The organism is Pseudomonas sp. RT4P38 (assembly GCF_054897765.1).
This window is the reverse complement of sequence record NZ_CM142703.1, coordinates 5,231,675-5,244,133: the sequence shown is the minus strand read 5'-3', so window position 1 is coordinate 5,244,133 and position 12,459 is coordinate 5,231,675. Positions and strand designations below refer to the sequence as shown.

Here is a 12,459-nt window from a genome sequence, read left to right as displayed (position 1 = left end):
TCACCCATAAAAAAGGACCTTAAGGTCCTTTTTTTGTTTTTACTGAAATCAAGACGATCAAAGCGTCGGACCCGCCTGAACAGCGGGTCCGAAAGAGCATCAGAGTTTCGGCAACTGCCCGATGCGCCCCATCATCTCGGTCACGATCTGCAGGTCCAGCAGGAACTGGTCGACGGTCTTGAACTCGCTGTCGGTGTGGCCGGTGTACTTGACCTCGGGACGCGCCAAGCCGAATTGCACGCCATTGGGCAGTTCATGCACCGAGGTAGCGCCGGCGGAGGTGCCGAACTCTTGTTTCATACCGAGGTTTTCGCTGGCCACAGCCAGCAGCGCCTTGACCCATTCACCCTCAGGGTTGCGGTACATCGGCTCGGCGATCGAGTAGTCAAAGGTCGCGGCAACATGGGTTTTCTTGCTCCAGGCAGCAATCTTCTCGGCTATTTCCGCCTTGAGCGCTTCCGGCGATTTGCCTTTCGGCATCCGCAGGTTGACCGCGAGTTTGAAGGCTTTTTCATCCATCCCGACGTAGGTCAGGGACGTGGTCAGCGGGCCCATGAACGCATCGGAAAAACCGACGGCCAGCTTGCCACCCTTGTAGTCCAGGCCCCAGTTGTCGGTGGCGTAGCGGGCCGCGTCCGTGATGTGGTTGTGCTTGAGCGCGACCTTGCCGTCCAGACTGTGGATGAAGTCCAGCATCCTCGCCACCGGGTTGACGCCGGATTCTGGCTCGGAGGAGTGGGCAGAGACGCCGGTGACGGTCAGCTTGACGTCTTTGCCGTCGACTTTGGCGCTCACTTCGAAGTCGCCGCCATTGCGCTTGGCATAGTCAGTACCGGCTTTTTGCAGGCTGGCGGCCAGTTCGGCGGGCTTGTCGGTCAACAATATGACGACCGAGGCTGACGGAATCTGGTTGGTGGCCAGGCCGCCGGTCATCGAAATGATTTCCGCGCCCTTGCCCTCGGCTTTGCGTTTGGGGAAGTTCGCCATCACCGTGCCGTAGCCTTTCTCGGCAATCACCACCGGGTAGCCGCCATCCAGGGCCATGTTGTAGTTGGGGGTCGGGTTTTGTTCGAAGTAATAAGGAATGGCGTCGCCAGTGGTTTCTTCGGTGGTATCCACCAGCAGCTTGAAATTGCGCGCCAGCGGCAGCTTCTCTTCCTTGATCACCTTCATCGCGTACAGCGCCACCACGATGCCGTTTTTGTCATCTTCGGTGCCCCGGCCATACATGCGGTCGCCGATCAGGGTGACCTTGAACGGATCGAGTCGGGTGCCGTCTTTCAGGACCCAGTTCTCCGGCGTCACCGGCACCACATCAGCGTGAGCATGGATGCCCACCACTTCATCGCCGCTGCCTTCGAGGGATATTTCATAGACGCGGTTGTCGATGTTGCGGAAGTTCAGGTTGAACGATTTCGCCAGGTCTTTGATCTTGTCGGCGATCTTCAGGAATTCCGGATTGTCGTGCTGAGCGACACCTTCCTTGCGCAAGGTCGGGATTTCCACCAGTTCGCGCAGCGTTTCGAGGGCCTGTTTGCCGTACTTCACGCGCGTGTAGAGGCCCAGCAGACGATGGATTTCGTTCTGCTGTTCAGCGGAAAGCGGCTTGTTGTCGAGGAAGGCGCTGACGGCGGGCCCAAGGTTGTCGGTTTTGGCGATCTCGCTCTTGGCCAGGCTTCCCAGGAACTGTTTGAAATCGGTGACGGATGCATCACTGAAGGTTTTGAGGATGATCGCACTCTGCTGCGGTGAGATGTTGGCTTGCGCTGACAGGGTGACAGACGAAAGGCTGGCCAGAATCAGGGTCGACGCGGCCAGGTGCTTGAGTGAAAAATCCATTGCGAGGGGCATTCCTTTGCAGGCAGTGAGTAGGAAATGTCTGATCGATAAGTCAGACAGCTTCGCAAGCTAACACCACGAGCGAACGAAAGGTGTGTCCCTGACGTGGGATGCGTCGCGCAGAAATGCAAAAGCGGCGCACCAACGCAAAAGACCGGATGAGTCGTCGACTGATCCGGCCTTTTGTCTGGGCGTGTTTTTTACATCGACAGTACCAAGCGTCCGGCAAACAGGATCAGAATCACGCCCATGCTGCGCTCAAACCAGTGCCCCATGCGCATGAACAGCAGGCGGACCTTGCTGCTCGAGAAAAACAGCGCGACGACCACAAACCACAACGCATTCACGCCGCACATCCACAACCCGTACAGGGCCTGAATTTCCAGCGGTGTACTGGCGCTGATTATCGTGGTGAAAATCGCCAGGAAAAACAGCGTCGCCTTGGGGTTGGTTGCGTTGGTGAGAAACCCCGTGGTGAACGCCTTCAGCAGCGTTTGCTCGACGACCGGGTCATCGGCGACTTTGTCGCCCTCAAGCGCGGACTTGGGTTTACTGCGCAGCAGACTGACACCCAAGTACAAAATGTAAGCACCGCCCACAACCTTGGCCACCGTCAGCAACCAGGGTGTGGTGTGCATCAGCGCACCGACGCCGAGCAGGGTGTAAAGCACATGCACCGAAATGCCCGTGCCGATGCCCAACGCCGTGCAAATCCCGACCAATCGACCGAAGCGCACGCTCTGACGGATGGTCACTGCGAAGTCCGGTCCGGGTGCGACCACGGCCAGAAAGTGGATAGTTGCCAGCGCTAGAAACTCGCCCAGGTAATTCGAAAGCATCTCAACTCCAGAAAGTAAGGGGTGAAGCATTGCCGCGATAGCCGACAAAGAACGAAAGGCTCAAGCGCGGATCGGCCACGCCCGGTGTCACCGAGTGCATGCAGCGCGAATTGAACATGATGAAATCACCGGGTTCGGGACGAATCTCCAGTGCCGGAGTGCCGAGCAAAGCCGGATCGATGCCATAACTGTCGCCACGCATTTCGTCGAACTGATCCGGAGAAATGTCGTGGTCCCACATCTGCAGTGCACCCCCCTCGGTGGGCATGTTCAGGTAAACATTGCAGGCGAACTGCGCTTCCAGGCTTCTGGCCTGGTAACTGTCCGGAGCGTCCTTGGCGAAAATATCGTGGTGGGCCAGAAAGCAGATTCCGGGTTTCACCACCCGGGACAGCCCGACGTACATCTTGCGACCGTAGAGATTTTCCAGGTGCGCCCCCGCCGGCCAGGACTCATCGAGCATGCAGCGCAGGGTGTCGACGGGGGACGAATAGGGCGCGCAACGGTTGCGCAATTCCGCAATGTTGCGGGTGGCGCGTTCGAAATAATCTTCGATCAGCAACGGCTGGTTTTCCGCTTCATAAAACGCCATGCCGATACGGCCGATGCTCGGCGCATTGATATAGCCTTCGAAACCAGGGGCGAGGATCTTGTCGCCAATCTGAATCGCCAGCGGCTTGGGCAACAAGCCTTTGACGCGGATGGCGAGGACTTCTTCGTTGGCCAGTTTTTTTATGCACGTCTCATCGAGGCGCTCGACGTCAAGCATCATGTCTTAGGTCCATCTATCAGATAGTCAACAGAACCCGCGACCGCAGGTTCCCCCGGCGTCAGGCGATGACGAGAACGGCATCGCCCAAATGCTCAATCCACGCTGTAGTGGACTGACAGCGTTCCTTTTTTCTGCGAAAGGGACACGATCGTGACCGTGCCCAAATCCTTCAGACTACGGACATGGGTGCCGCCGCAACCGTAGGCGGGCAGTTCACCGAAACCGATTTCCCGGGCGCCATCGCGAAGTGACGTCAGACGCGGCAGGGCATGGGCGATCCATTGCTCAATGCCGTACTGAATGGTCTGGGCATCAACGTCCTGTGCTGAATCCGCCGGTTTGAACTGCACACGTCCTTCGCCCGGCCAGTGATGAGCCTTGATCGGCATCCAGCCCATGGCCTGGACGAAGTGGCCGATCAGATGGCCGGCAGAATGCATGCGGGTATTTAACTGGCGGCGTTGTTCGTCGACCCGAATCTGAGTCATGCCGAGTTTTATCGGGTGGTCGACGAAATGGATGATCCGGTCCGGATCCTGAACCACGCGCAGCACCCGGCTTTCGCCGATCCAGCCGGTGTCAAAGGGCTGTCCGCCGCCTTGGGGGTGAAACAACGTGGCGCGCAGCACCACGGCAAATTCGTTCTCGTGGGGCGTGCAATCCAGGACTTCCACATTGGCCTTGAGGTCATCACTATGGAAAAAGAGGCGAAGCGTCATATCCCATGCCCTTATTAACAATTCTATTTTTATTATATGAAGCGTGGAATTGCGTGATAATCCGTTCAAACATCAAAGGACTGTTGCGTTGTGAGCATAAATCTTCCACTGCCGCTGCTCGGTGAAATGGCGATCTTCGTCAAGGTTGTCGAAACAGGCAGCTTCTCCGAGGCAGCTCGCCAGTTGGGTGCTTCACCCTCGGCGGTCAGTCGCAGCATTTCGCGTCTGGAGAAGGCGCTCGCCACTCGTTTGCTGCAACGAACTACGCGCAAGTTGCGCTTGAGCGACGGTGGTGAAGAGGTGTTCAAGCGTTGCCAGGAGATGGTCAGCGCGGCCAAGTCGGTGATGGAAATCAGCGGTCAGTTCACCCAAGAGGCTGAAGGGCTGGTGCGGGTCAGCGTTCCCAAAGCCGTGGGGCGATTCGTGATTCACCCGCATATGCCGGAATTTCTGCGCCGTTATCCCAAAGTGGATGTGGAGTTGTTGCTTGAAGACCGCCAGGTGGATTTGATCGACGACAATGTTGATCTGGCGATTCGTATTACTGATCGCCCCCCCGCTGGGCTGGTAGGGCGGCAATTGCTGACCATCGATCATTTGCTCTGTGCAACGCCGCAATACCTGGCCGAACACGGCACACCAACTCATCCTCACGACTTGCTCAACCACAGCTGCATCTACCTGGGCGAAACCCCGAGCGATGCGCGCTGGAAATTCAAGAAAGGCACCAAGGCGGTAACCGTTGGTGTACGTGGACGTTATGCGGCCAATCACACCGGCGTACGGTTGGGCGCGGTATTGCAGCACATCGGGATTGGCAGCCTGCCGTATTTCACCGCGCGTTATGCGCTGGAGCAGGGGTTGATCGTGCAGGTGCTGCCGGACTGGACTTTTCTGGCCTCCTACCATGGCGGTGCCTGGCTGCTGCATTCGCCAACCCGCTATCTGCCACCGAAGTTACGGGTGCTGATCGACTATCTGGTGGAGTGCCTGGAAAAGGAGCCGACCCTGAGCAAGCCGGGCAAGTTGAGTGATTCGGGAAAGGTCGCGGCGGAGTATGAGTTGCCGGAGAGTGATGGGTTGCTCTGAAGCGAAGATCAAAAAAAGGCCCGCATGTTCAACCATGCGGGCCTTTTGCATTTCTGACCGTGGATCAGTGCTTGCTGTCCTGGTTCGACATCGCCAGCAGCTGTTTTTCCTGGTTCCAGTCAAACGGTTCGTCGTTTTGTTCGGCTTCGAAACGACGTTCTTCCAGCGCCTGGTACAAGTCGATTTCATCGTCGGGCATGTAATGCAGGCAGTCACCGGCGAAGTACCACAACAGGTCGCGAGGGACCAGGTGGGCAATTTGCGGATAGCGGGTGATCACCTGGCACAGAATGTCCTGGCCCAGGTATTGGCTTTCGATCGGGTCGACCGGCAGCAACGCACGCAGTTCGTCGAAGCGCTCCAGGAACAAGGCATGGCTTTCTTCGGGAACCTGCTCGGCCTCACCTACGGCGACCAGGATGCTGCGCAGGTGGTCGAGCAAGACAAGATGATCGGCAACGACATTGGACACGAGATAAGTCCTCAAGAGCAAAACGGGCGCGGGAGTATAAAGCGCCCGCGCCCCTTTTTACATGACTTGCTGGATCAGCGGACCTTTCCTTGCGCCAGCGCCAGTTCCTCTTTGTCGAAATCATCGACATCAATCACCTTGCGCCGAGCCGCTTCGGCGTTACGCAGGGTCTGCGCTTCCACGGGCTGCAACACACCAGCCTCAAGCGCTGCATCGATGACGTGCTCCCCGGCGACCGGTTTGACCTGGCCGCTTTTGAGCGCGACATGAAGCTTTTTGCGCAGCGGTTGCGCGGCACTCAGCAGGTTACATGCATGTTGCAGGGCACCGACCGGGTCATCCGTGGATTGCGGACGGTAGCAACCGCCCAGCAACTCTTCGAGGGTCGGATCGCCCTTGGCCCGGCCGATCACCGCTGCCACTTCGGCACCGAGTTTATCCGACGGCCCTTTGTGACGACGCCCAAACGGGAACACGATGACCCGCAGCAGGCAACCCAGCACCTTGTTCGGGAAGTTGCTCAGCAGTTCATCCAGTGCGCGTTCCGACTGACCCAGGCTTTCTTCCATGGCCCAGGTAAACAGCGGCGCCATGTGTTCCGGTGAATCGAGGTCGTGGTAACGCTTGAGCGCGGCGGAGGCGAGGTACATGTTGCTGAGTACATCCCCCAAGCGAGCCGATAGACGTTCGCGTCGTTTCAGTTCACCGCCCAGCAGCATCATGCTCAGGTCGGCGAGCATGGCGAACGCGGCAGCCTGACGGTTGAGCGCACGGAAGTAACCCTGGCTGAGCTTGTCTCCCGGAGCGTGTTCGAAGTGACCGAAACCAAGGTTCAGCACCAGCGTGCTGGCAGCATTGCTCACGGCAAAACCGATGTGCTTGAGTAGCAAGCCGTCGAATTCGATGAGTGCCTGATCCTTGTCTTCACGGCCGGCGAGGGCCATTTCCTTGAGCACGAAGGGATGGCAGCGAATCGCACCCTGACCGAAAATCATCAAGTTACGCGAGAGGATGTTCGCGCCTTCCACGGTGATGAAAATCGGTGCGCCATTCCAGCTGCGACCGAGGTAGTTGTTCGGCCCCATGATGATTGCCTTGCCACCATGAATATCCATGGCGTGACTGATGCACTCGCGGCCGCGTTCAGTGAGGTGGTACTTGAGAATCGCCGACAGCACCGACGGTTTCTCGCCGAGGTCCACCGCGTTGGCGGTCAGCATCCGCGCGGCGTCCATCATCCAGGCGTTGCCGCCGATGCGCGCCATCGCTTCCTGAATCCCTTCAAATGCCGACAGAGGAACATTGAATTGCTCACGGACCTGAGCGTACTGGCCGGTCACCAGACTGGTGAACTTGGCGGCACCGGTGCCGACCGCTGGCAACGAAATCGAACGCCCCACCGACAGGCAGTTCATCAGCATCATCCAGCCTTTGCCGAGCATTTCCTGGCCGCCGATGAGGAACTCCAACGGTACGAATACATCTTTGCCGGAGTTCGGGCCGTTCATGAATGAGGCGCCCAACGGCAAGTGACGGCGGCCGATTTCAACACCGGCGGTATCGGTCGGGATCAACGCCAGACTGATGCCCAGGTCTTCCTCCTCGCTCAGCAGGTGATCCGGGTCGTAGGCCTTGAAGGCCAGGCCGAGGAGGGTGGCGACCGGGCCCAGCGTGATGTAACGCTTTTCCCAGTTCAGGCGCAGGCCCAAGGTTTCCTTGCCTTCCCATTCACCTTTGCAGATCACCCCGGTGTCGGGCATGGAGCCGGCATCAGAGCCGGCCAGTGGACCCGTCAGTGCGAAGCACGGGATGTCATCGCCGCGCGCCAGTCGTGGCAGGTAATGGTTGCGTTGTTCGTCGGTGCCGTAATGCAGTAGCAATTCCGCGGGGCCGAGGGAGTTGGGGACCATCACGGTGGACGCGAGGTCGCCGCTGCGGGTCGCCAGTTTCATCGCCACCTGGGAGTGCGCATAGGCGGAGAAACCCTTGCCGCCGAACTCCTTGGGAATGATCAGGGCGAAGAAGCCGTTTTCCTTGATGAAGGTCCAAGCCTCGGGAGGCAGGTCCATGGTTTGACCGATCTGCCAGTCACTGACCATGGCGCAGAGTTCTTCGGTCGGGCCGTCGATAAAGGCCTGTTCCTCTTCGCTCATCTGCGCTTTTGGATAGGACAGCAGTGTGTTCCAGTTCGGGCGACCGCTGAACAGTTCGCCGTCCCACCACACTGTGCCGGCATCGATCGCATCGCGTTCGGTTTCCGACATCGGCGGCAGGGTTTTCTGGAACCAGCTGAACAGCGGCGCACTGAAATATTTACGGCGCAGGTCGGGGAGCAACAAGGGCGCTGCGATAGCCGCGATCAACACCCAGAGAACCAGCAGCAACCAGCCTGGTGCGCGGCTGAAAGCGCCCATCGCCACCACGTAAACGGCAACGACGCACAGGGCGGGCAGTGGGGCGATACGACGGTGGGCTAAATACGCAATCCCGACAACCAGAACCAGTATCCACAACAGCAGCATATTTAATCCTCCGTGAAACCAGGGCAAAACCAACCTTCAGAGCTTAGACGGCATCCGCAAAACAGGGTGGTCAGAGCGATGTGATTGAATGCGTGGGAAACCTTCGATGAGTTTTGTAGGACCGGTTGGCACCGGGCCGTGCAAATCGTTCGTTGGGCGGGCGGCAAAGCGTCCATGTTTGGCCGAAACGTCGTTATCTCTGTGCTGAACCTGTCGCTAGACTCGTGGCTTCCCCAGGAGATTGTTCTCATGCACGAGTATCTGAGTTCCGGCCGCTTCATCGATAGTGACCACCCGTCAGTGGTGGAGTTCGCCGAAAAACATCGCGGCAGCCGTCGTGACCCGCTCGAGCAGGCGATCAATCTCTATTACGCCGTGCGCGAAGCCGTGCGTTACAACCCTTACACCTTCAGTCGCGACCCAGACACCTTGCGCGGCAGTTATGCGTTGGGAGCGGGGGAGAGTTATTGCGTGCCCAAAGCCACACTGCTGGCAGGCGCAGCCCGGCATTGCGGGATTCCCGCGCGGATTGGTCTGGCGGATGTGCGCAATCATTTGTCGACGCCGCGGTTGCTCGAGCTGCTCAAGAGCGACGTGTTCGCCATGCACGGCTATACGGAGCTACATCTGAACGGCCGCTGGGTCAAAGCCACGCCGGCGTTCAACCAAAAACTCTGCGAACTGTTCAACATCGCACCACTGGAATTCGACGGAATCAACGACAGCGTATTCCATCCTTTCAATCGCGACGGCGAGCAGTTGATGGAGTATCTGGTCGACCACGGCCAGTTCACCGACGTGCCAGAAGCGTTCTTTTTCGAGCACCTGGAGAAGTGTTATCCGCATCTGTTCGGCGACACACTGCCAGCGTTGCTGGGTGACATGCAGAGCGATTTGAGTCGCGCCTGATCCGGCGTATGCTGCCTGCGCGTTCATCCATAAAGAGGCGGTCATGCTGAAGATCTGGGGTCGGAAAAACTCATCGAATGTCAGAAAACCTTTGTGGGCCGCCGAGGAGCTGGGCCTGGCTTATGAAGCCATCGATGCGGGCGGCGCCTTTGGTGTAGTCGATACGCCGGAGTACCGCGCGATGAACCCCAATGGCCGCGTGCCGGTGATTCAGGACGACGGTTTTGTGTTGTGGGAATCGAACGCCATCGTGCGTTACCTGATGGCGCGTCACGCCAACGGCACAGCCTGGTATCCAGAGGATCTGCAGGCCAGGGCCTCTGCCGACAAGTGGATGGACTGGACCACTTCAAGCTTTGCCGGGCCGTTCCGCACTGTGTTTTGGGGTCTATTGCGCACGCCGAAAGAACAGCAGGATTGGCCAGCCATCAACGCCGCGATCAAGGAATGCGACGGTCTGCTGTCAATGGCCGATCAGGCATTGGCAGCCCAGCCTTATCTGTCCGGCGATGAGATAGGCATGGGCGACATTCCTTTGGGCAGTTTCATTTATGCCTGGTTCGAGATGCCTATCGAGCGCGTACCGCAGCCTCATCTTGAAGCCTGGTACGCGCGCCTGAAACAGCGTCCGGCGTATCAGAAAGCGGTTATGACCGCGTTGACTTAATACTCACTATCGACACACTTGACTGTACTTGTGTGGCGGCGACAAGCACCATTGCGCTCGTGCGCCGCGGTTGTATTAGTCGCCGCCCGCCCTTATTTGTCCCTTTCTTCCCTTCTTGGTGCGTAAATCCGATATGAGTTCCGCTCTGTCCATCCGGCAGCTAACCAAAACCTACGGCAACGGTTTCCAGGCCTTGAGTGGTATCGATCTGGACGTCGCCGAAGGTGACTTTTTCGCCTTGCTCGGCCCGAACGGCGCTGGCAAATCCACAACCATCGGCATTCTCTCGACCCTGGTGAACAAGACCAGCGGGACGGTGAATATCTTCGGTCACGACCTGGACAAGAATCCCGCGCAACTCAAGCGCTCCATCGGCGTGGTGCCCCAGGAATTCAACTTCAACCAGTTCGAAAAGACCTTCGATATCGTCGTGACCCAGGCCGGTTACTACGGCATCCCGCCGAAAATCGCCAAGGAACGCGCCGAGCAATACCTGACCCAACTGGGCCTGTGGGACAAGCGCGATACGCCGTCGCGTTCACTGTCCGGCGGCATGAAGCGTCGCCTGATGATCGCCCGTGCGCTGGTTCATGAGCCGCGCCTGCTGATCCTCGACGAACCGACGGCGGGTGTGGACATCGAACTGCGACGTTCGATGTGGACCTTCCTCACCGAGCTGAACAAGAAAGGCATCACCATCATCCTCACCACCCACTACCTGGAAGAGGCTGAGCAGTTGTGCCGCAACATCGGCATCATCGACCACGGCACCATCGTCGAGAACACCAGCATGAAACAGTTGCTCGGCCAACTGCATGTGGAAACGTTCCTGCTCGACATCAAAAACACGCTGCAAACCGCGCCGCAGTTGCTCGGTTATCCGACCAAGCTGCTCGACAGCCACACCCTTGAAGTTCAGGTCGACAAGGCCATGGGCATCACCGCGCTGTTCACCCAATTGGCGCAACAGAACATCGAAGTGCTGAGCCTGCGTAACAAAACCAATCGCCTCGAGGAGTTGTTCGTGTCCCTGGTGGAGAAAAATCTGTCGAAGGTGGCGGTATGAGTTCCGAGCTGCAACCCAACCTCGTTGCCCTCAATACCATCGTTTACCGAGAGGTCAAACGCTTTACCCGGATCTGGCCGCAGACGCTGCTGCCGCCGGCCATCACCATGGTTCTGTACTTCGTGATCTTCGGCAATCTGATTGGTCGGCAGATCGGTGACATGGGGGGGTTCACCTACATGGAGTACATCGTGCCGGGGCTGATCATGATGTCGGTGATCACCAACTCTTACGGCAACGTGGTCTCGAGCTTTTTCGGCAGCAAGTTCCAGCGCTCCATCGAAGAATTGATGGTGTCGCCGGTGTCGCCGCATACAATTCTGATCGGCTACACCCTGGGTGGCGTGCTGCGCGGCTTGATGGTCGGGGTCATCGTGACCCTGCTGTCACTGTTTTTCACCCATTTGCAGGTGCATCACCTGGGCGTGACCATTCTGGTGGTGGTGCTGACGGCGACGATTTTCTCGCTGCTGGGCTTCATCAACGCTGTGTTTGCACGCAACTTCGATGACATCTCGATCATCCCGACGTTTGTGCTGACACCACTGACGTACCTGGGCGGGGTGTTCTACTCGATTTCCTTGCTGCCCCCGTTCTGGCAGACCGTGTCCCTGGCCAACCCGGTGCTGCACATGGTCAACGCGTTCCGTTACGGCATTCTTGGCGTTTCGGACATCAGGATCAGCGTGGCGATCACCTTCATGCTGGTGGCCACCGTTGTGTTGTATATCGGTTGCGCACGGCTGTTGGTCAGCGGTCGCGGGATGCGTACATAAGGGATACCGAGTCGCCTGCATCGCGATCAAGCTCGCTCCCACAGGGTCTCTGGTGTCTATGCGATTTGTGCCACGCAGCAGAATCCCTGTGGGAGCGAGCTTGCTCGCGATGGCGTCAGTCCAGACACTGCAAAAAGAACGGCCTCCCATGTGGAGGCCGTTTTGCGTTTACTGCATCCGGCTTTTCTTGCGCCGCCGCCACTGCCGCCCAACCCACCAACGCCAGTACATCATGGTCAGGCAATAGGCGAGGGCACCCAGTACCAGCCCCATCACCACTGAACCGAGCAAAAACGGCTGCCACAGAGTAGAGAGTTCGCCGCAGATCCATTCCCAGGTCAATTCGTCCGGCAGGCTGCGGGCGGGTACGTTCATCAGCCAGGCGCCGGTTTGGTAGGTGCAAAAGAACACAGCTGGCATGGTAATCGGGTTAGTCAGCCAGACCAGGCTGACGGCAATCGGCATGTTGCCGCGCACCACGATGGCGAGGATGGCGGCGACCAGCATCTGCAACGGAATCGGCAGGAATGCCGCGAACAGACCAACAGCCATGGCCCGTGCGACGGAATGGCGGTTGAGGTGCCAGAGGTTCGGGTCATGCAGCAGCGTGCCGAGAAAGCGTAAGGATTTGTGTTCCCTGATGCTGGTCGGGTCTGGCATGTAACGTTTGAACAAGCGCCGGGGCATAAGGCTTCTCGGTCGGTTAAGGCGGCAAGTATGTCTGGATTCTATGAACCGCCCATTCAGACTTTGTGACAATTAATAACGATGCCCCTGCGGTTAGCCGTC

Annotated in this window: 12 protein-coding genes; 5 read left to right on the top strand and 7 right to left on the bottom strand. The window is 58.2% G+C overall.

The features are described 5' to 3' along the window. Positions 1–99 precede the first annotated feature (99 nt). From ACYZT7_RS24285 to ACYZT7_RS24270, 4 genes are all read right to left on the bottom strand, one after another. On the bottom strand, positions 100–1,839 hold the full coding sequence (locus ACYZT7_RS24285; RefSeq protein ID WP_462038523.1) for a dipeptidase: 1,740 nt from the start codon (positions 1,837–1,839) through the stop codon (positions 100–102). 200 nt (positions 1,840–2,039) lie between these two features. Then, the gene (locus ACYZT7_RS24280; protein ID WP_462038522.1) at positions 2,040–2,678 is read right to left on the bottom strand and encodes a LysE family translocator; all 639 of its coding nucleotides are present in this window, start codon (positions 2,676–2,678) and stop codon (positions 2,040–2,042) included. A gap of 1 nt (position 2,679) precedes the next feature. Then, on the bottom strand, positions 2,680–3,450 hold the full coding sequence (locus ACYZT7_RS24275) for a 2OG-Fe(II) oxygenase (protein WP_462038521.1): 771 nt from the start codon (positions 3,448–3,450) through the stop codon (positions 2,680–2,682). Between the two features lie 92 nt (positions 3,451–3,542). Beyond that, a complete protein-coding gene (locus ACYZT7_RS24270; protein ID WP_462038520.1) occupies positions 3,543–4,169 on the bottom strand; it encodes an alanyl-tRNA editing protein in 627 nt (208 codons plus the stop codon). 90 nt (positions 4,170–4,259) lie between these two features. Here ACYZT7_RS24270 and ACYZT7_RS24265 point away from each other — a divergent pair, with 90 nt between their 5' ends. Then, a complete protein-coding gene (locus tag ACYZT7_RS24265) occupies positions 4,260–5,258 on the top strand; it encodes a LysR family transcriptional regulator (RefSeq protein WP_449645225.1) in 999 nt (332 codons plus the stop codon). Between the two features lie 64 nt (positions 5,259–5,322). Here the strand turns inward: ACYZT7_RS24265 and ACYZT7_RS24260 are convergent, their stop codons facing one another. Next, entirely contained in the window at positions 5,323–5,730 is a 408-nt protein-coding gene (locus ACYZT7_RS24260; protein ID WP_007905217.1) for a PA2817 family protein, read from the bottom strand. A gap of 74 nt (positions 5,731–5,804) precedes the next feature. Then, positions 5,805–8,252: an acyl-CoA dehydrogenase gene (locus tag ACYZT7_RS24255; RefSeq protein WP_462038519.1), complete on the bottom strand. Its 2,448-nt coding sequence runs from the start codon at positions 8,250–8,252 to the stop codon at positions 5,805–5,807. A 249-nt stretch (positions 8,253–8,501) separates the two neighbouring features. Here ACYZT7_RS24255 and ACYZT7_RS24250 point away from each other — a divergent pair, with 249 nt between their 5' ends. The 4 genes from ACYZT7_RS24250 (at position 8,502) to ACYZT7_RS24235 (ending at position 11,670) form a co-directional block, all read left to right on the top strand. After that, a complete protein-coding gene (locus tag ACYZT7_RS24250; protein WP_462038518.1) occupies positions 8,502–9,161 on the top strand; it encodes a transglutaminase-like domain-containing protein in 660 nt (219 codons plus the stop codon). 43 nt (positions 9,162–9,204) lie between these two features. Next, positions 9,205–9,828 carry a glutathione S-transferase family protein gene (locus ACYZT7_RS24245; RefSeq protein ID WP_462038517.1) on the top strand — a complete coding sequence of 208 codons (624 nt, stop codon included), beginning with the start codon at positions 9,205–9,207 and terminating at the stop codon, positions 9,826–9,828. Positions 9,829–9,961: 133 nt separating this feature from the next. Next, the gene (locus tag ACYZT7_RS24240) at positions 9,962–10,894 is read left to right on the top strand and encodes an ABC transporter ATP-binding protein (RefSeq protein WP_449645221.1); all 933 of its coding nucleotides are present in this window, start codon (positions 9,962–9,964) and stop codon (positions 10,892–10,894) included. After that, complete coding sequence (locus ACYZT7_RS24235; RefSeq protein ID WP_123364780.1) at positions 10,891–11,670, top strand: ABC transporter permease; 780 nt, start codon at positions 10,891–10,893, stop codon at positions 11,668–11,670. Before ACYZT7_RS24240 ends, ACYZT7_RS24235 begins: the two co-directional genes overlap by 4 nt. Before the next feature lie 168 nt (positions 11,671–11,838). Here ACYZT7_RS24235 and ACYZT7_RS24230 read toward each other — a convergent pair whose 3' ends face one another. Continuing rightward, positions 11,839–12,357: a DUF2062 domain-containing protein gene (locus ACYZT7_RS24230; RefSeq protein WP_462038516.1), complete on the bottom strand. Its 519-nt coding sequence runs from the start codon at positions 12,355–12,357 to the stop codon at positions 11,839–11,841. Between the last annotated feature and the right edge of the window lie 102 nt (positions 12,358–12,459).

What these genes read in the sequence shown, in the direction of transcription:
- ACYZT7_RS24285 (WP_462038523.1), bottom strand. Translation starts at nt 1,839, where the DNA reads ATGGATTTTTCACTCAAGCACCTGGCCGCGTCGACCCTGATTCTGGCC.
- ACYZT7_RS24280 (WP_462038522.1), bottom strand. Translation starts at nt 2,678, where the DNA reads ATGCTTTCGAATTACCTGGGCGAGTTTCTAGCGCTGGCAACTATCCAC.
- ACYZT7_RS24275 (WP_462038521.1), bottom strand. Translation starts at nt 3,450, where the DNA reads ATGATGCTTGACGTCGAGCGCCTCGATGAGACGTGCATAAAAAAACTG.
- ACYZT7_RS24270 (WP_462038520.1), bottom strand. Translation starts at nt 4,169, where the DNA reads ATGACGCTTCGCCTCTTTTTCCATAGTGATGACCTCAAGGCCAATGTG.
- ACYZT7_RS24255 (WP_462038519.1), bottom strand. Translation starts at nt 8,252, where the DNA reads ATGCTGCTGTTGTGGATACTGGTTCTGGTTGTCGGGATTGCGTATTTA.
- ACYZT7_RS24250 (WP_462038518.1), top strand. Translation starts at nt 8,502, where the DNA reads ATGCACGAGTATCTGAGTTCCGGCCGCTTCATCGATAGTGACCACCCG.
- ACYZT7_RS24245 (WP_462038517.1), top strand. Translation starts at nt 9,205, where the DNA reads ATGCTGAAGATCTGGGGTCGGAAAAACTCATCGAATGTCAGAAAACCT.
- ACYZT7_RS24240 (WP_449645221.1), top strand. Translation starts at nt 9,962, where the DNA reads ATGAGTTCCGCTCTGTCCATCCGGCAGCTAACCAAAACCTACGGCAAC.
- ACYZT7_RS24235 (WP_123364780.1), top strand. Translation starts at nt 10,891, where the DNA reads ATGAGTTCCGAGCTGCAACCCAACCTCGTTGCCCTCAATACCATCGTT.
- ACYZT7_RS24230 (WP_462038516.1), bottom strand. Translation starts at nt 12,357, where the DNA reads ATGCCCCGGCGCTTGTTCAAACGTTACATGCCAGACCCGACCAGCATC.